Source organism: Aquabacterium sp. (genome assembly GCF_036279655.1).
In the GTDB taxonomy this organism is placed as follows: Bacteria; Pseudomonadota; Gammaproteobacteria; order Burkholderiales; family Burkholderiaceae_C; genus Aquabacterium.
In genome coordinates this window covers 1-17,502 of the sequence record NZ_DASUIT010000072.1, presented here as the reverse complement: position 1 = coordinate 17,502, position 17,502 = coordinate 1, and the positions used below count along the sequence as shown (strand labels likewise).

General features: G+C 67.3%; 15 protein-coding genes and 1 pseudogene. All 16 read left to right on the top strand.

Annotation, left to right across the window (positions count from 1 at the left end):
- Window positions 1-80 precede the first annotated feature (80 nt).
- Window positions 81-503, top strand: a complete 423-nt coding sequence (locus VFW84_RS08745; protein ID WP_329680069.1) for a zinc ribbon domain-containing protein — start codon at window positions 81-83, stop codon at window positions 501-503.
- Between the two features lie 48 nt (window positions 504-551).
- A complete protein-coding gene (locus VFW84_RS08740; protein ID WP_329680068.1) occupies window positions 552-1,838 on the top strand; it encodes a DUF445 domain-containing protein in 1,287 nt (428 codons plus the stop codon).
- A gap of 13 nt (window positions 1,839-1,851) precedes the next feature.
- The gene (locus VFW84_RS08735; RefSeq protein ID WP_329680067.1) at window positions 1,852-2,373 is read left to right on the top strand and encodes a DUF2505 domain-containing protein; all 522 of its coding nucleotides are present in this window, start codon (window positions 1,852-1,854) and stop codon (window positions 2,371-2,373) included.
- A 310-nt stretch (window positions 2,374-2,683) separates the two neighbouring features.
- Window positions 2,684-3,121 (top strand): division/cell wall cluster transcriptional repressor MraZ, encoded by a 438-nt coding sequence (mraZ, locus tag VFW84_RS08730; RefSeq protein WP_329680066.1) that lies wholly within the window; start codon window positions 2,684-2,686, stop codon window positions 3,119-3,121.
- A gap of 5 nt (window positions 3,122-3,126) precedes the next feature.
- The gene (gene rsmH / locus VFW84_RS08725; RefSeq protein ID WP_329680065.1) at window positions 3,127-4,167 is read left to right on the top strand and encodes a 16S rRNA (cytosine(1402)-N(4))-methyltransferase RsmH; all 1,041 of its coding nucleotides are present in this window, start codon (window positions 3,127-3,129) and stop codon (window positions 4,165-4,167) included.
- Window positions 4,164-4,517, top strand: coding sequence for a cell division protein FtsL (ftsL, locus tag VFW84_RS08720; RefSeq protein WP_329680064.1), 354 nt, complete (start codon window positions 4,164-4,166; stop codon window positions 4,515-4,517). The genes rsmH and ftsL overlap by 4 nt, the downstream gene beginning before the upstream one ends.
- Window positions 4,514-6,403, top strand: coding sequence for a peptidoglycan D,D-transpeptidase FtsI family protein (locus VFW84_RS08715; protein ID WP_414638938.1), 1,890 nt, complete (start codon window positions 4,514-4,516; stop codon window positions 6,401-6,403). The genes ftsL and VFW84_RS08715 overlap by 4 nt, the downstream gene beginning before the upstream one ends.
- A gap of 1 nt (window position 6,404) precedes the next feature.
- Window positions 6,405-7,952: a UDP-N-acetylmuramoyl-L-alanyl-D-glutamate--2,6-diaminopimelate ligase gene (locus tag VFW84_RS08710; protein WP_329680063.1), complete on the top strand. Its 1,548-nt coding sequence runs from the start codon at window positions 6,405-6,407 to the stop codon at window positions 7,950-7,952.
- Entirely contained in the window at window positions 7,949-9,391 is a 1,443-nt protein-coding gene (locus VFW84_RS08705) for a UDP-N-acetylmuramoyl-tripeptide--D-alanyl-D-alanine ligase (protein WP_329680062.1), read from the top strand. The genes VFW84_RS08710 and VFW84_RS08705 overlap by 4 nt, the downstream gene beginning before the upstream one ends.
- Window positions 9,381-10,559, top strand: coding sequence for a phospho-N-acetylmuramoyl-pentapeptide-transferase (gene mraY / locus VFW84_RS08700; RefSeq protein ID WP_329680061.1), 1,179 nt, complete (start codon window positions 9,381-9,383; stop codon window positions 10,557-10,559). Before VFW84_RS08705 ends, mraY begins: the two co-directional genes overlap by 11 nt.
- 21 nt (window positions 10,560-10,580) lie before the next feature.
- On the top strand, window positions 10,581-12,455 hold the full coding sequence (gene murD, locus VFW84_RS08695) for a UDP-N-acetylmuramoyl-L-alanine--D-glutamate ligase (RefSeq protein ID WP_329680060.1): 1,875 nt from the start codon (window positions 10,581-10,583) through the stop codon (window positions 12,453-12,455).
- Between the two features lie 44 nt (window positions 12,456-12,499).
- Window positions 12,500-13,732, top strand: coding sequence for a putative lipid II flippase FtsW (gene ftsW, locus VFW84_RS08690; protein WP_414638940.1), 1,233 nt, complete (start codon window positions 12,500-12,502; stop codon window positions 13,730-13,732).
- Window positions 13,729-14,847, top strand: coding sequence for an undecaprenyldiphospho-muramoylpentapeptide beta-N-acetylglucosaminyltransferase (gene murG, locus VFW84_RS08685; RefSeq protein ID WP_329680058.1), 1,119 nt, complete (start codon window positions 13,729-13,731; stop codon window positions 14,845-14,847). The genes ftsW and murG overlap by 4 nt, the downstream gene beginning before the upstream one ends.
- A complete protein-coding gene (gene murC, locus VFW84_RS08680) occupies window positions 14,844-16,247 on the top strand; it encodes a UDP-N-acetylmuramate--L-alanine ligase (protein ID WP_329680057.1) in 1,404 nt (467 codons plus the stop codon). The genes murG and murC overlap by 4 nt, the downstream gene beginning before the upstream one ends.
- A gap of 12 nt (window positions 16,248-16,259) precedes the next feature.
- Window positions 16,260-17,273 (top strand): D-alanine--D-alanine ligase, encoded by a 1,014-nt coding sequence (locus VFW84_RS08675; protein ID WP_329680056.1) that lies wholly within the window; start codon window positions 16,260-16,262, stop codon window positions 17,271-17,273.
- A 23-nt stretch (window positions 17,274-17,296) separates the two neighbouring features.
- Window positions 17,297-17,502 (top strand): annotated as a pseudogene (locus VFW84_RS08670) (hypothetical protein); the annotation flags it as partial.

The following is a 17,502-nucleotide window of genomic DNA, read 5'->3' as shown; positions in this document are numbered from 1 at the left end:
CACCGCATCCCGGACCACGTCTTTTGGCCCTGATCGGGGCCGGCATCTACTCGGCCCCAAAGGCCACGGAGGAGTCCACCATGAGCACCTTGAAGTTCACCCTGCCCTTGACCTTGAGCATCCATCCGGGGCGTCGCCATGCGCGCCACGATCCCCGGCCGTCGACACCTCGGGAGGGGCTGGATGGCACCCCGGCGGAGGGCGTCGAGCCGGCCCCGCTCGACCGCTCCTTCAAACGCTCCCACGCGCAGACCAGCCATCTGCTGCATCAGCTCAGAAAATCCATCCGTCGAGGCTTCATTGGCGACATCGACATGGCCTTGAGCTTTGTGCTGGAAGCCTCGAAGGACGACAAGGTGGCGCCGGTGGATCCCTTCATCGATGCTGCGCCAGAACCCGTGGTCCAGAGCCAGATCTGCCCGGCCTGCGAGGCCGCCAACGACCCGGCCGCGAAGTTCTGCAATCAATGTGGCACTGCCTTCACGCCGGCAGTGCAGGCATGACGCGCGCCCCCTCCATCGTCCATCCTCTCTCTTGAGCGCGGGCCGCCCATGATCGACCCCCGTGTGGCACCGCTGCGGCGCATGCAGGCCATGGCGCTGGGCCTGCTGCTGGCCGCCGTGGCGGGCCTGGTGCTCAGCCAGTGGATGGGCGGCACCGGGGGGTGGGCCTGGGCCAAGGCCTTTTGCGAGGCGGCGGCCGTGGGGGCCCTGGCCGACTGGTTCGCGGTCGTCGCGCTGTTCCGGCGCCCCTTGCGTTTGCCCATCCCACACACCGCCATCGTCCCGCAGAGCAAGGACCGCATCGCGGATGGCCTGGCGGTGTTCGTGCGTGATCACTTCCTGGGCCCCGAGACCTTGCTGGCCCGCTTGTCCGTGTTCGATCCCGCCGCACGCATGGGGCAGTGGCTGAGCGAGCCCGGCCATGTGCGCCAGCTCAGCGCGTCCGTGAGGACACTGGCCGTGGAGGGCCTGGGTCTGCTGGACGAGGAGGCCGTGCGCCGGACCATCCGCGAGTTCGTGATCTCCCGGCTGCGGGCCTGGGATGCCGCTTCCATGGCCGGCGACGTGCTGGGTTTGCTGACCCGCGATGGCCGGCACCACGAACTGCTCGATGCGGCCTTGTCCAGCCTGGCCCACTTTCTGGACAGCCCCGAGACCCAGCACAAGGTCTCGGCGCTCATGGTCAAGCATGCGCGCAAGGAGTGGCCCAGGGTCGTCTCCATGGTGGATGCCGTCAAGCCCGTGGATGCGCTGGCGGACAAGCTGGCCCAGCGCCTGGCTGCGGCCCTCATCAGCGAGATGCGCGAGATCCTGTCCAGCCCGCAGCACGCGATCCGGCTGGAATACGAAGCCTGGCTGCAGAACTTCGTGGTGCGCCTGAAAGAGGATGCGGCCTTGATCGCGCAGATCCAGGAGATCAAGGAGCAGCTCATCGCCCACCCCGCCGTGCAGGACTACGTCAATCGCCTGTGGGACGACATTGTCGCCACCCTGAGGCAGGACCTGGCCACGCCCGCGTCATCGGTGATCCAGCACCTGGAAGCCGGACTGCTGGGCCTGGGCCGGGCCGTGGCGGCGGACCCGGCGCTGCGCGAGGCCATCAACACCCATGTGCTGTCCGCCGCCGACCAACTGTCGGACACCCTGCGCGCCACCGTCACCACACACATTGCCGACACGATCAAGGGCTGGGACGATCAGCACCTGGCCCGCGAGCTCGAACTCAGCGTGGGCCGTGATCTGCAGTTCATCCGCCTCAATGGCACGGTCGTCGGCGGTGCCGTCGGCCTGGCCCTGCACGCCTTGCTGATCGGCGTGGCGCCTTATTTGCACTGACTGAGGACTCCCCATGAAATTCACCGTCGAACTCTTCACCCGCCGTGTGGACTACCCGCGCTTCAAGCAGGTGTACTTCTCCGAGCAGTTCAACCGCGAGGTCATGGCGGCGGTGAACCTGCTGGAGCGCACCACCACCGAGCATGTGGTGGCGCGTGATGGCAGGGAGCGCATGCGCGTGCGCATCGTGCCCAGGATCGCCCTGCCGGGCGTGATCCTGAAGCTGCTCGAAAACAATCCGATCAGCTATGACGAGATCACGGTCTTCGATCCGGCCGCGCGCCGGGCCAGCTTCGCCATCGAGACACCGGCGGGCGAGATCGTTCAGGTGGTGGGCCAGGCACGCCTGCTCGATGAGGGCGACGGCATCCGTCTGCGCTTCGAGGGGGAGGCGCGTGTCAAGGTCTTCGGCCTGGGCGGCATGATCGAGCGCTTCCTGGTGAACGAAGTCACCGCACGCTACGCGCTGGTCGAACAGGCCTTGCAACGCTTCATTGACGAAGGGCGTGACCGCGAGCGCATCAGCGGCACCTGACGATCCGCCTCGGACGCACCTCCTCCTTCTCTCCTGCAGCGCCCCTCGCCGATCGCGGTGAGGGGCGCTGCCTGCGTTGCCGGCTCGGCCAGGGTTCACCCCGAGCCCCCCCGCCAGAGGGGTTCATGCTCAACATTCACTTGCATACCCCTTTGCAAGTGCTTCTTTTTGAACGAGTTTTTCGCGTCGATCTGCGTTTGAAAGTGCCTGTAAGTCTTTGATTTCATTCAGGATTTTTTTGTGAACGCCCCTTGTTTCGGGGGAGGTGTTCGTTTAAAGTGTTGGAAAGTGCACTTTTGTGGGGTTTTGTGTGAGTCTTGTCTTTCAAGGGGCATCAGCGTTGTCGCTGGACGCGAAGGGGCGGATGGCCGTCCCTGCGCGTCATCGTGACGCCCTGCAAGCCCTTTGCGCCGGGCAGCTCACCATCACCAAGCACCCCGAGGGTTGCCTGATGGTGTTCCCCCGTCCTGCCTGGGAGATCTTCCGCGACAAGGTCGCTGCGTTGCCCATGTCGGCCGCGGGCTGGAAGCGCGTCTTCATGGGCAATGCCATGGATGTCGAGATCGACAGCGCCGCGCGCGTGCTGATCTCGCCGGAGCTGCGTGCCGCCGCGCAACTGGGCAAGGAGGTCATGTTGCTGGGTATGGGCAGCCACTTCGAGCTGTGGGATGCCGAGCGTTACGCCGCCCACGAGGCCCAGGTCATGGCGCAGCCCATGCCCGAGGTGCTCCAGGACTTCACCTTCTAGCCGCCATGCAAGGGAGCACCACACCTTGGCAGCACACCACCGTCTTGCTGCACGAGGCCGTCGAGGCGTTGTGGGATGCGTCCGTCGGTCCGGCGCCGGCGGGGGTGTATGTCGACGCCACCTTTGGGCGGGGCGGGCATTCGCGCCTGCTGCTCTCGCACCTGCCACCCGATGCGACCTTGCTGGCCCTGGACCGCGACCCCGATGCCATCGCCCATGCCCGCCAGGGGCCCGATGCGATCACCGATCCACGCTTTCGCATCGAGCATGCCGCCTTCTCCTCGGTGGGGCAGGTGGTCAGCGATCTGGGGCTGGGGCCGGTGCGCGGCCTGCTGATGGACATCGGCGTGTCCTCGCCGCAGATCGACAACCCCGAGCGCGGGTTCAGCTTCCGCTTCGATGCGCCGCTGGACATGCGCATGGACACCACCCAAGGAGAGAGCGCGGCCGACTATCTGGCCCGTGCGACGGTCGATGAACTCACTCACGTCATCCACACTTATGGCGAAGAACGGTTTGCTCGCCCGATTGCAAAGGCGCTTGTGGCTCGCCGCGAATCCGGACAGCCTGTGCGGACCACGGGCGAGCTGTCCAACGTCGTGGCTGGTGCGGTCAAGACCCGCGAAGCCGGGCAGAACCCAGCCACCCGCACCTTTCAAGCTCTTCGGATTCACGTCAACGGCGAGCTCGACGAGCTTCAAGCCGCCCTGGAAGCAGCTCTGATGATGCTGGCACCGGGCGGGCGTCTGGCGGTCATCAGCTTCCATTCGCTGGAAGATCGCATCGTCAAGACCTTCATCGCGAAACACAGCCGCGATGAGGTCGACCGTCGCGTGCCCTTTGCGCAGCCCAAGCCGCTGCTGCTGCATGCCCTGGGGCGCGTCAAGCCCTCCGACGAAGAGATCTCGGCCAACCCACGCTCCCGCTCCGCGGTGCTGCGTGTGGCCGAGCGCACCGAGGTGCCCTGGTCTGAAGCCCTGGCCCGTCCTCAGGCGTCCGCCGCCTCGAAGTCGGGGCGCGGGCAGCGTTCGGGAGGGCGTCGATGATGAGCCGCCTGAACCTGACGCTGGCCGTGCTGCTGCTCTTGAGCTGCTTCTGGCTGATCCGCTCCAGCAACGAGGCGCGGGGTCTGTTCGTGGCGCTTGAGCGCGCCCAGGTGCGTGAGAAAGAGCTGGCGGTGGACTATGACCGGCTCAAGGTCGAGCGCCGTACCGCGGCCACGCCTCTGGTGGTCGAGGACATGGTGCGCAACCGTCTGAACATGTTCAATGCCGGTCCCGACGTGACGCACTATGTCAATGGTGCGCAGGCCGGCGTGGTGATGGATGCGACCACGTCGCGCCCCGTGGTGCCCGAGAGCACCGCAAGCCAGGCGTCGGCCGGAGGTGAGCCATGAGCCGCTGGAGCGGTGTGTGGCGTCGCCTGCGCGGTTCGCGCAAGCAGGCCAGTGCGCCCATGCCCACCGTGCGTTATGCGACCAGCCCGCTGCTGGCCTCTCGCACGCCCCCCTGGCGGATCAAGTTCCTGACCGGGGCGATCGGCCTGGGCTTTGCGGTGCTCATCGGGCGCGCTGCCTGGATCCAGATCGTTCACAACGACTTCTATCTGCAGCAAGGCGCCAACCGCTACGAGCGCCGCATCGAGCTGGCGGCCAACCGGGGTCGCATCCTCGACCGCCACGGCGAGTTGCTGGCCTCCAGTGTGCCGGCGCCGTCCTTGTGGGCCATTCCCAAGGACTTCGACGCCACGCCCGCCCAGCGGCGTGAACTGGCCCGCCTGCTCAACATGACGCCCCAGGAGTTGCGCAAGCGCCTGGGCGACAACCCCAACTTCGTGTGGTTGCGTCGGCAGGTGGACGACGAGGTGGCCGCGAAGGTGGCGGCCCTCAAGCTCAAAGGCCTGCACGAGATCAAGGAATCGCGCCGCCAGTACCCCGAAGGGGAGGCCGCAGCCCATGTGGTGGGCTTCACCAATGTCGAGGACCGTGGCCAGGAAGGCATCGAGCTGGCCTACGACAAGGACCTGTCCGGCCGCGATGGGCAGCGCCATGTGATCAAGGACCGCCTGGGGCGGGTGGTGGAGAACGTCGGTGATCTGGTGCCCGCCTCTGATGGGCGCGAGATCCATCTGTCCATCGATGCCAAGGTGCAGACCCATGCCTATCAGCGCATCCGCGATGCGGTGGTGGCGCACAAGGCCAAGGCCGGCAGCGTGGTCGTGCTCGATGCGCAGACCGGTGAGGTGCTGGCCCTGGCCAATGTGCCCAGCTACACCCCGGGCAACCGCCGCAACCTGACGGGGGCGCAATTGCGCAACCGCGCGCTGACCGACACCTTCGAGCCTGGCTCGACCATGAAGCCGCTGATCATCGGGCTCGCGCTGGAGACAGGGCGTGTCAAGCGCGACACCATCATCCCCACCTACCCGGGGCGCATCCAGATCGATGGCTCGACCATCACTGACGCGCATCCGCATGGCGACCTGACGGTCGAGCAGGTCATCCAGAAGTCCAGCAATGTGGGCACGGTCAAGATCGCCATGCAGATGCAGGCGCGCGAGATGTGGGAAGTGTTCTCTGCCGTGGGCATGGGTCAGAAGCCGCAGATCGGCTTCCCGGGCGTGGTGACAGGGCGCCTGCGTCCTTACAAGAGTTGGCGCCGCATTGAGCAGGCCACCATGAGCTACGGCTACGGCCTGTCGGCCAGTCTGTTTCAGCTGGCACGGGCCTACACCGTGTTTGCCCGCGATGGCGAGCTGGTGCCCATCACCCTGATCAAGCGCGAGGTGCCCAGCGAGTCCCCGGATGACAGCGGTCGCGTGCCTCTGGCCTTCAAGGCAGCCGCAGGGCAGGCCGTGGCGGCCACGGCAGCCCCGGATCTGCTGCCCGTGCGCGGCACGCGTGTGTTCTCGCCCGATGTGGCGCGCCAGGTGCGCGAGATGCTGGCCCTGGTCTGTGGTGACGGTGGCACGGCGCCTCAGGCCCAGACCGTGGGCTACAGCGTGGGCGGCAAGACCGGCACGGCCCACAAGCAGGAGGGCAAGGGCTACTCCGGCAACAAGTACCGTTCCTGGTTCGTGGGCATCGCCCCCATCAGCAAGCCCCGTATCGTGGTGGCCGTGATGGTCGACGAGCCCAGCAACGGCGTGTATTACGGCGGTGCGGTGGCGGGGCCTGTGTTCAGCCAGGTGGTGCAGTACACGCTCAACCGTCTGGGCGTGATGCCCGATCTGGATGTGCAGCCCCGCATCACCGCCAGCCAGGCCGTCGAGGAGAGCTTCTGACATGAGCACCCCGTCGCTGACCCGCTTGCAGAACGTGCCCGAGGTGCTGGCCTGGCTGCGCCAGCAGGGCGTCCGGGCCTTGACCGTGGACAGCCGCGAGCTGCCCGGGCGGGTGGCCCAGGGGCAGGCCGTGGGTTTCATTGCCTGGCCCGGGGCGGCACGTGATGGCCGTGCTTTTGTGACCCAGGCCCTGCAGCAAGGCGCTCGCGCGGCCCTGGTCGAGGCCGATGGCGTCGACGCCTTTGCCTTTGCCGACGAACGCGTGGCGGCGGTCAGCGGGCTCAAGGCCACGCTGGCGATCATCGCGCACGAGTTTCATGGCCGGCCCAGCGAGCACCTGGAGGTGCTGGCGGTCACGGGGACCAATGGCAAGACCTCGACCTCGTGGTGGACGGCACAGGCCTTGTCGGCGCTGGGTCGCCCCTGCGGTGTGATCGGCACTCTGGGGGTGGGTCGTCCGGGTGGGGGTGACTTTGAGCCCACCGGCCTGACCACGCCCGATCCGGTGACCTTGCACGCCACCTTCCGCCAGTTCCTGGACCACGGCCTGCAGGCGGCCGCCATCGAGGCGTCCTCCATCGGGATCGAGGAGCGGCGCCTGGATGCCACGCGCATCGCCGTCGCGCAGTTCACCAACTTCACGCAGGACCACCTGGACTACCACGGCACCATGGAGGCCTACTGGCAGGCTAAAGCCGCCTTGTTCCGCTGGCCTGGCCTGCGTGCCGCTGTGGTCAATGCGGATGACCCTCAGGCACCGGAGCTGATGGCGCTGGCGGATCAGCGTTCACTGGATCTGTGGACCTATGGCTTGCACCATCCCGCTCGTCTGCGTGCCGACGCACCTGCCGTGGGTGCCGATGGCTTGCGGGTGCGGGTCACCGAATCGGATGCCGGCCTGACCCAGGCCGTGGACCAGGTCGAGATCCAGGCCGCCCTGATTGGCGACTTCAACGTGTCCAACCTGTTGTGCGTGCTGGGTGGTCTGCGTGCCCTGGGGGTGTCCCTGGCGCAAGCCGCGGGGGCCTGCGCGGGCCTGAGCGCCGTGCCTGGGCGCATGCAGCAGGTGCGTCTGCCTGGCGCATCGGCCCTGAGCCTGCCCCTGGCCGTGGTGGACTATGCCCACACACCCGATGCCCTGCACAAGGCCCTGCTGGCCCTGCGCCCCATCACCGAAGCCCGTGGCGGGCGTCTGTGGTGCGTGTTCGGCTGCGGCGGCAACCGCGATCCCATCAAGCGTCCGCTCATGGGGGCCATGGCCGACCAGTATGCCGACGAGATCGTGCTGACCAGCGACAACCCGCGTGGCGAGTCGCCGGCCTACATCCTGTCGCAGATCCTGGCGGGTGTGGCTCGCCAGGACGGGGTGGCCGTGATCGAGAACCGCCACGAAGCGATCGCCCATGCCCTGCGCAGCAGTGCCCCGCAGGACGTGGTGCTGATCGCGGGCAAGGGCCATGAGGCCACCCAGGAGGTGGCAGGCGTCAAGACGCCGTTTTCAGATGTCGAGGAATCCATGGCCGCCTTGCGCGCACGGGGGGTCGCATGAGCACGATCCCCATGATGACCCTGGGCCTGGCCAATCAACTGCTGCCGGGCTCCACCCTGGTGGGCGATCCGGCCACGCCCCTGATGCGCGTGCACACCGACACCCGCACCCTGCAGGCCGGTGATCTGTTCGTGGCCCTGCGCGGTGAGCGCTTCGATGCGCATGACTTCCTGCCCCAGGCCGAAGCGGCTGGCGCGGTGGCCGTGCTGGCCCAGCGTGACGTGGCCACATGTGGCCTGCCGGGGCTGCAGGTGGCCGACACCCGTGTGGCCCTGGGCCAACTGGCCTCGGGCTGGCGCTCGCGCTTTGACATCCCTCTGGTGGCCATCACCGGCAGCAATGGCAAGACCACCGTCACCCAGATGGTGGCCAGCATCCTGCGCGCCTGGATGGCCGAACGTGGGACCCCCGATGGCGCCCTGTCGACCTTGGGCAACTTCAACAACGACATCGGTGTGCCCCTGACCTTGCTGCGGCTGCGCGAAGGCGTGCACCGCTGCGCCGTGGTCGAGCTGGGCATGAACCACCCTGGCGAGATCGCACAGTTGGCCGCCATGGCCGCACCCACCGTGGCCCTGGTTAACAATGCCCAGCGCGAGCACCAGGAGTTCATGCACACCGTCGAGGCCGTGGCCCGCGAGAACGGCAGCGCGCTGAGCTATCTGTCACGCAGTGGTGTGGCGGTCTTTCCGGCCGATGACGTCGACCACACGCCCATCTGGCGCGAGCTGGCGCAAGGCCTGCGCGTGCATGACTTCGCATTGGGCGAGGCCAGCGATGCGGCCGTGTCCGGCACGGCTCACTGGGTGGAGGGCGCCGCCGCTCAGGCCCGTCCCCACTGGCAGATCCGCATGCGCACGCCGGCCGGTCAGGGCGAGTTCAGCCTCCACATGGCCGGTCAGCACAATGTGCGCAATGCCCTGGCGTCCGCCGCGGCGGCGCTGGGCGCGGGCGTGAGCCTGTCGGCCGTGCTGCAGGGCCTGGAAACCTTTGTGCCCGTCAAGGGGCGCTCGGCGCTGATGCGCCTGCAGCGCGAGGGCCGCCAGATCACGCTGATCGACGACAGCTACAACGCCAACCCCGATTCCGTGCGTGCCGCCATCGACATGCTCGCCGACCTGCCTGGCCCCCACTGGCTGGTGCTGGGCGACATGGGTGAGGTGGGCACCCAGGGGCCCGCCTTCCACGAAGAGGTCGGCCACCACGCCCGGGCGCGAGGCATCGACCATGTGTGGACGGCGGGTGCGCTGTGCCGTCACACCGCCCAGGCTTACGGTGCCACGGCCCGCGCCTTCGACACGGCGGCCGACATTGTGGCCGCCCTTCAAGTTTCAGCCAGTGCCATGCCGGACGCGGCATCGGTGCTGGTCAAAGGATCCCGTTTCATGAAGATGGAAACCATCGTTGCCACCCTGACCGGAGGTGCCCATGCTGCTTAGTCTGGCCTTGTGGCTGCAAGGACTGCATCCCGAGTGGGGCTTCCTGCGTGTCTTCCAGTACCTGACCTTCCGCTCCGTGATGGCGGCCATGACGGCCTTGCTGATCGGCCTGATCCTGGGCCCCTCCCTGATCCGCAAGCTGACCGAGCTCAAGATCGGCCAGCCCATCCGCGAGTACGGCGTGCAGGAGCACCTGGCCAAGCGCGGCACGCCCACCATGGGCGGGGCCCTCATTCTGCTGTCCATTGGCCTGTCGACCATGCTGTGGTTCGACTGGGCCAATCGCTTCGTGTGGATCGTCATGATCGTCACCCTGGGCTTCGGGGCCATCGGCTGGGTCGATGACTGGCGCAAGGTCGTGCTCAAGGACCCCGAGGGCATGCCCTCGCGCGAGAAGTACTTCTGGCAATCGCTGATCGGCGTGATCGCCGCCATCTACCTGGCCTTCAGCGTGTCCGAGACCAACAATCTGCGGGTGCTCGAGCTGTTCTTCCGCTGGGTCAGCTCGGGCTTCTCCAATGACCTGCCGCCCAAGGCCGACCTGATCGTGCCCTTCTTCAAGACGATCAGCTATCCGCTGGGTGTGTGGGGCTTCATGCTGCTGACCTATGTGGTCATCGTGGGCACCAGCAATGCCGTCAACCTGACCGACGGGCTCGATGGCCTGGCCATCATGCCGGTGGTGATGGTGGGCTCGGCCCTGGGCATCTTCTGCTATGTCACCGGCAATGCGGTGTACGCCAAATACCTGCTGCTGCCCCACATCCCGGGCGCGGGTGAGCTGATGGTGTTCTGCGCGGCCATGGCGGGCGCGGGGCTGGCCTTCCTGTGGTTCAACGCCTATCCGGCCCAGGTCTTCATGGGCGATGTCGGCGCGCTGGCCCTGGGCGGGGCCCTGGGCACCATCGCCGTGATCGTGCGCCAGGAGATCGTGCTGGCCGTCATGGGCGGTGTCTTCGTGCTCGAAGCCCTGTCCGTGATGATGCAGGTCAGCTACTTCAAGTACACCAAGAAGAAGTACGGCGAGGGCCGCCGCATCCTGCTGATGGCGCCGCTGCACCACCACTTCGAGAAGTCCGGCTGGAAGGAGACGCAGGTCGTCGTCCGCTTCTGGATCATCACCATGCTGCTGGTCCTGCTGGGCCTGTCCACCCTGAAACTGCGCTGATCCCCCAAGGCTGAATCCAAGATGCTCTATCTGCGTGACCTCACCGTGCTGATCCTGGGTCTGGGAGACTCGGGCCTGGCCATGGCGCGCTGGTGCGCCCGGTGTGGTGCGCGGGTGCGCGTGACCGACACCCGTGCGCAGCCACCTCAGGCCGCCACCCTGGCGCAGGACGTGCCCGAAGCCACCTTGCATCACGGCCTGGATGTGTCCCTGCTCGATGGTGTGCAGCTGATTCTCAAGAGCCCGGGCCTGGCGCCCAACGCGCCTGACATGGCCGCCTTGCTGGCCCGTGCCGACGCGCTGGCCATCCCGGTGCGTGGCGAGCTCTCGCTGTTTGCCTCGGCCCTGGCCGACCTGAAGGCCGAACGTCGCTACCACCCCAAGGTGCTGGCCATCACCGGCACCAATGGCAAGACCACGACCACCTCGCTGACCACGCAACTGGTCGAGCGTGCGGGCAAGCGCGTGGCCATGGCGGGCAACATCGGCCCGACCTTGCTGGACACCTTGCGCGTGGCGCTGGACCAGGAGCCGGTGCCCGAAGATGACGAAGCCGAGTGCCTGAGCGAGGCCGAGCCTCTGGCCGAAGAAGGCCCGGCGCAGGACGCCGCGCCCATCGATGGCGGCGCCAGCGATGTCCTGGCGGCAGGCAACGCCCCCGAGGATGCGTCCCTGTCCCTGCAGGACGAGGCTGCGACCCAGGCCGATCTGGCGCAGGACCATGCCGAAGAAGGCCCGTCAGGCGAGCTGCTGGCCGAACCGGCCGATGGGGTGGCGCCCTTGCCCGATGACGCCGATGCGCCGCTGATCGATCTGATCCCGCCGCCCCCGGCCGAGCCGGTGTTCCAGGTCCTGCCCGAGGTCTGGGTGCTGGAGCTGTCGAGCTTCCAGCTCGATGGTGTGAGCAACTTCGAGCCCAGCGCAGCCGTGGTGCTCAATGTGAGCCAGGACCACCTGGACTGGCACGGCTCCATGGAAGCCTATGCGGCCGCCAAGGCCCGCATCTACGGTCAGCAGGCCGTGATGGTGATCAACCGCGATGATCCCTTGGTTGAGGCCATGGTGCCTCCTCCCGAGGTCATCAAGTCCAACGTGCGCGGCCGACCCGCCCGCATCGTGCACCGCGAGGTGGTGCGCTTCGGTCTGGACGAACCCCGTCGTCCGGGCGATTTCGGTCTGGTCCAGGAAGGCGGCATGGCCTGGCTGATGCGTGCCCGTGAGGCCGATCCCACCGTCAAGCGCAAGAAGGGCGAGGCCGAAGAGATCATCCTGCAGCGCCTGATGCCCGCCGATGCCTTGCGCATCCGGGGGCGCCACAACGCCTCCAATGCCCTGGCCGCCCTGTCTCTGACCACGGCGATCGGCCTGCCGCTGGCGCCCATGCTGCATGGCCTGCGCGAGTACCGTGGCGAGCCCCATCGCGTCGAAGTGGTGAGCACGATCGGCGGGGTGGACGCCATCGACGACAGCAAGGGCACCAATGTGGGCGCCACCGTGGCCGCTCTGATGGGTCTGGGCTCGGATCTGTCGCCCGGCAAGCTGGTGATCATCCTGGGTGGCGATGGCAAGGGGCAGGACTTCCAGCCCCTGGCCGAACCCGTGAGCCGATTTGCCCGTGCCGTGGCCCTCATCGGCCGCGATGCCCTGGCCATCGAGCAGGCCCTGGACGGCCGCGATCATCTGCGGGACCCGCTGGGCGAGGCCATTCCCATGCAGCGCCACGACTCCCTGGAGGCCGCAACCCGCTGGGCCTTCGAGCAGGCGCGCAGCGGTGATGCGGTGCTGCTGAGCCCGGCCTGCGCCAGCCTGGACATGTTCCGCAACTATGCGCATCGCGCCGAGGTCTTTGTGGACACCGTGCGCCAGATCGCCATTGACCGTGGGGAGGTGGCGTGAGCGATCAGTCCCTCGACACCCAGCGCAGCAGCCCTCTGGGCTGGCTGGCCCAACTGACAGGACGCGTGGCCCGCCGTGGCAGCGAGGCCGTGGGCGGCCTGCCTGTGCGCGACTGGGTGAGCATCAACACCCAGCCCACCCGTGTCATGGGTTTTGATCAGTCCCTGGTCTGGGTGGTGCTGGCGCTGCTGTCCCTGGGGCTGGTGATGGTGTATTCGGCCTCGATTGCCCTGCCGGACAGCCCCAAGTTCGCCAAATATGCGCCGACGCATTTCTTCAGTCGCCACATGTTCTCGCTCCTGCTGGCCCTGGTGGCCGCCGGCATCGTGTCGCAGATCCCGCTGTCGGTCTGGGAGCGCGTGGCGCCCTGGCTGTTCGTGGCTTCGCTCTTCCTGCTGATGCTGGTGCTGATCCCCCATGTGGGCAAGGGCGTCAATGGCGCGCGCCGCTGGTTGCCGCTGGGCCTGATGAATTTCCAGCCCTCGGAGCTGGCCAAGCTGGCCATCACCCTCTATGCCGCCGACTACATGGTGCGCAAGATGGAAGTCAAGGAACACTTCTTCCGCGCCGTGGCGCCGATGGCCGTGGCGGTGGGGGTGGTGGGCTTGCTGCTGCTGGCCGAACCCGACATGGGCGCCTTCATGGTGATTGCTGCGATCGCCATGGCCATCCTGTTCCTGGGGGGCGTCAACGGTCGCATGTTCTTCATGATCACCGCCGTGCTGGTGGGGGCCTTCGTGCTGATGGTGTCCCTCAGCCCCTGGCGGCGCGAGCGCATCTTTGCCTACCTGGACCCATGGGATGAAAAGCATGCCCTGGGCAAGGCCTACCAGCTCACCCATTCCCTGATCGCCTTCGGGCGGGGCGAGATCTTTGGCGAAGGCCTGGGCTCCAGCCTGGAAAAGCTGCACTACCTGCCCGAAGCCCACACCGATTTCCTGCTGGCCGTGATCGGCGAGGAACTGGGCTTCATCGGCGTGGCGGTCGTGATCTTTGCCTTCTTCTGGGTGGTGCGCCGGCTCTTTCACATCGGTCGTCAGGCCATCGCACTCGACCGCGTCTTCTCGGGCCTGGTCGCCCAGGGCGTGGGCGTGTGGATGGGTGCGCAGGCCTTCATCAACATGGGCGTGAACCTGGGCGTGCTGCCCACCAAGGGCCTGACCCTGCCCTTGATGAGCTACGGCGGCTCGGGCATCTTGCTCAACTGCGTGGCCCTGGCCATCTGCCTGCGGGTCGATATCGAGAATCGACAGTTGATGAGGGGAGGCCGCGCATGAGCCGTCACCTCCTGATCATGGCAGCTGGGACCGGCGGGCACATCATGCCGGGCTTGGCCGTGGCCCGCGAGATGCAGGCCCGGGGCTGGACCGTGAGCTGGCTGGGCACCCGCGAGGGCATGGAAAACCGTCTGGTGCCGCCCACCGGCATCCCCATGGACACCATCGCCTTCAGCGGCTTGCGAGGCAAGGGTCTGATGCACACCCTGACCGGCGGGCTGCGCCTGCTCAAGGCCTTCGGCGACTGCTTCCGCATCCTGGGTCAGCGCCGGGCCGATGCCGTGCTGGGCATGGGGGGCTATGTCTGCTTCCCCGGGGGGCTGATGGCCTCCTTGCGCGGCAAGCCCCTGGTGCTGGTCAATGCCGATGCCTCGCTGCTGATGAGCAACAAGGCCCTGCTGCCGGTGGCCGATGCCATCGAGTTCGGCTTCGATGGACCCGAGGTCGCCGCGCTCAACACACGCCACCGCAGCGCCCGCGTGACCGGCAACCCCGTGCGTGCCGAGATCGAGGCCATCGAGCCCCCCGCCGAACGCTTCCAGGCCCGCACTGGTCCGTTGCGCGTGCTGGTGGTCGGCGGCAGCCTGGGCGCCAAGGTGCTCAATGACACCTTGCCCGCGGCCCTGGCCCTGATGGCCCCTGCAGAGCGTCCGCGTGTGACCCACCAGACCGGCATGGCCCAGTTCGAAGCTGTGCGCCTGGCCTATGGCACCCAAGGCATCGAGATCGGCCGCGAGGTCGAGGTGCTGCCCTTCATCCACAACATGGACGAGCGCCTGAGCGAGTGCGACCTGATCCTCTGCCGCGCCGGGGCCATCACGGTGAGCGAGCTGTGCGCCGCCGGCGTGCCCAGCATCCTGGTGCCGCTGGTGGTATCGACCACGGCCCACCAGCGTGACAATGCCGCCTGGATGGCCCGCCACGGCGCCGCCATCCACCTGCCGCAGGGCGAACTGACACCCCAGGCTCTGGCCCAGCGCCTGCGTGCACTGCAACGCACGGAGCTGCTGACCATGGCCGAGAAGGCCCGCGCCCTGGCCCGCTCGCGCGCCGCGGCCGCGGTGGCCGACGACATCGAACGACTGAGCTTGAACAAGAAGGGGGCTGCTCCATGAAGCACGCCGTCAAACACATCCATTTCGTGGGCATCGGGGGCGCCGGCATGAGCGGCATCGCCGAGATCCTGCACAACCTGGGCTACACCGTCTCGGGCTCCGACCAGTCAGACAGCGCGACCTCGCGCCGCCTGGCCTCGCTGGGCATCGCGGTGCACGTGGGCCATGATGCCGCGCACATCGATGGCGCCGAGGCTGTGGTCACCTCGACCGCCGTCAAAGGCGACAACCCCGAAGTGATCGCGGCCCGCGCACGGCGCATCCCGGTGGTGCCCCGCGCCGTGATGCTGGCCGAGCTGATGCGCCTGCGCAAGGGCATCGCGATTGCCGGCACGCACGGCAAGACCACCACGACCTCCCTGGTCACCTCCATCCTGGCAGAGGCCGGGGTCGATCCGACCTTTGTCATCGGGGGCAAGCTCAACAGCGCCGGCGCCAACTCCGCCCTGGGCAAGGGTGAGTACATCGTGGTCGAGGCCGACGAATCGGATGCCTCCTTCCTGAACCTGCTGCCCATCCTGTCGGTCGTCACCAACATCGACGCCGACCACATGGACACCTATGGGCATGACTTCGCTCGTCTCAAGCAGGCCTTCGTGGAGTTCCTGCATCGCATGCCCTTCTACGGATCGGCCATCCTGTGCACGGACGATCCTGGTGTGCGCTCCATCATTCCGCTGATCTCGCGCCCGGTCATCACCTATGGCTTCGGTGAAGACGCCCAGGTGAGGGCCGTCAACGTCGAGGCACTGCCAGGTGGGCAGATGCGTTTCGTGGTGCAGCGTCGCAACGGCGTGGTCATGCCCGATCTGCCCATCACCTTGAACCTGCCCGGTGTGCACAATGTGCTCAATGCCCTGGCAGCCATCGCCGTGGCCACCGAGATCGAGCTGCCCGACGAGCCCGTGGCCCGCGCCCTGCAAGCCTTCACCGGCGTGGGGCGACGCTTCCAGCGCCATGGCGATTTCCCCAGCACCGATGGCGGCCGCTTCACCCTGATCGACGACTACGGACACCATCCCGTCGAGATGGCGGCGGTGATCAGCGCCGCGCGCGGCGCCTTCCCGGGTCAGCGCCTGGTGCTGGCCTTTCAGCCCCACCGCTACACCCGCACCCGCGATTGCTTTGAGGACTTCGTCAAGGTGCTGGGCACGGCCGATGCCGTGCTGCTGACCGAGGTCTATGCCGCCGGAGAAACCCCGATCGTGGCGGCCGATGGCCGTGCCCTGACCCGCGCCGTGCGCGTGGCCGGCAAGGTCGAGCCCCTGTTCGTGGACGATGTGGCCGAGCTGCCCACCGCCATCGCGCAATCGGCACGTGCCGGCGATGTCGTGATCTGCATGGGCGCGGGCTCCATTGGCAGCGTGGCCGCCAAGGTGGCCGAGAAGTTCAAGCCTTGAGGACCTGATGTCATGAGCATTCCCCAGATCGCCCCCCCCACCATCGACCCCAAGTCCCTGGGCAAGGTGGCCGTGTTGTTCGGAGGTTCGTCCGCCGAGCGCGAGATCTCAATGATGTCTGGCAACGGCGTGTTGAAGGCCCTCCTGTCGCAGGGCGTGGACGCCCATGCCTTCGATCCGGCCGAGCGCCCCCTGGAAGACCTGCGCAAGGAAGGCTTCAAGCGCTGCTTCATCGCCCTGCATGGCCGCGGTGGCGAGGATGGCACGCTGCAGCAGGAGCTGGAGTGGCTGCAGATTCCCTACACCGGTTCGGGTGTGAAGGCCTCGGCCCAGGCCATGGACAAGGACGTCACCAAGCTGCTGTGGCGCTACAAGGGCATCCCCACGCCGGCCTGGCGCTTGGTCGACAGCGCGCAGGCCTGTGAAGAGGCCTTCGACTACCTCGAGTGCAGCGCCATGATCGTCAAACCGGCGCGCGAGGGCTCGTCCATCGGGCTGACCAAGGTGACCGACCGCAGCCAGTGCGCCCAGGCCTATGCCTTGGCCGCCCAGCACGACAACGAGGTGCTGTGCGAGCAGTTCATCGACGGTGAAGAGACCACCTGCCCGGTGCTGGAAGTCGATGGCGAGCCCGTGGCCCTGCCGGTCATCCGCATTGCGGCCCCCCAGGGCAACTACGACTACCAGAACAAGTACTTCACCGACGACACCAAGTACCACTGTCCGTCGGGCCTGCCGGCCGATGAGGAAGAGCTCATCCAGCGCATGGTGGTGGCCGCCTACAAGGCTCTGGGCTGCCGGGGCTGGGCCCGCGCCGACGTGATGATCGACAAGACCGATCGCCAGCCTTATGCCCTGGAGATCAACACCGCGCCGGGCATGACCTCGCACTCGCTGGTGCCCATGTCCGCCAAGGTGGCGGGCCTGAGCTACGAGCAACTGTGCGTCTACCTGCTCAGCCATGCCGCCCTGGATCGCGTGATCCCTGGCATGTACCCCGAAGACGACAGCGACACCGCCGCCTGAACCTGCCACCGACGCCGCCCACCATGCTCGCCGCTCACGCCATCGACACCCACCAGGAGATGCCTCAGGACATCCGCTGGATGAACGCGGCCGCCCTGGCGCTCGCGGTGGTGTTGGCCCTGCTCGTGCTGTCGGCGGCGCTGTCGGTGCTGGCGCGTCAGCCGATGTTCAACATCGCCAGGCTCACGCTCGAAGGCGATCTGCAGCGCAACAACCTGGCCACGGTGCG

Coding starts and splice junctions, on each gene's coding strand:
- VFW84_RS08710 (WP_329680063.1), top strand. CDS start 6,405: ATGAGCACCCCGTCGCTGACCCGCTTGCAGAACGTGCCCGAGGTGCTG.
- VFW84_RS08735 (WP_329680067.1), top strand. CDS start 1,852: ATGAAATTCACCGTCGAACTCTTCACCCGCCGTGTGGACTACCCGCGC.
- murG (WP_329680058.1), top strand. CDS start 13,729: ATGAGCCGTCACCTCCTGATCATGGCAGCTGGGACCGGCGGGCACATC.
- VFW84_RS08745 (WP_329680069.1), top strand. CDS start 81: ATGAGCACCTTGAAGTTCACCCTGCCCTTGACCTTGAGCATCCATCCG.
- VFW84_RS08675 (WP_329680056.1), top strand. CDS start 16,260: ATGAGCATTCCCCAGATCGCCCCCCCCACCATCGACCCCAAGTCCCTG.
- murC (WP_329680057.1), top strand. CDS start 14,844: ATGAAGCACGCCGTCAAACACATCCATTTCGTGGGCATCGGGGGCGCC.
- mraY (WP_329680061.1), top strand. CDS start 9,381: ATGCTGCTTAGTCTGGCCTTGTGGCTGCAAGGACTGCATCCCGAGTGG.
- VFW84_RS08740 (WP_329680068.1), top strand. CDS start 552: ATGATCGACCCCCGTGTGGCACCGCTGCGGCGCATGCAGGCCATGGCG.
- ftsL (WP_329680064.1), top strand. CDS start 4,164: ATGATGAGCCGCCTGAACCTGACGCTGGCCGTGCTGCTGCTCTTGAGC.
- rsmH (WP_329680065.1), top strand. CDS start 3,127: ATGCAAGGGAGCACCACACCTTGGCAGCACACCACCGTCTTGCTGCAC.
- VFW84_RS08715 (WP_414638938.1), top strand. CDS start 4,514: ATGAGCCGCTGGAGCGGTGTGTGGCGTCGCCTGCGCGGTTCGCGCAAG.
- murD (WP_329680060.1), top strand. CDS start 10,581: ATGCTCTATCTGCGTGACCTCACCGTGCTGATCCTGGGTCTGGGAGAC.
- VFW84_RS08705 (WP_329680062.1), top strand. CDS start 7,949: ATGAGCACGATCCCCATGATGACCCTGGGCCTGGCCAATCAACTGCTG.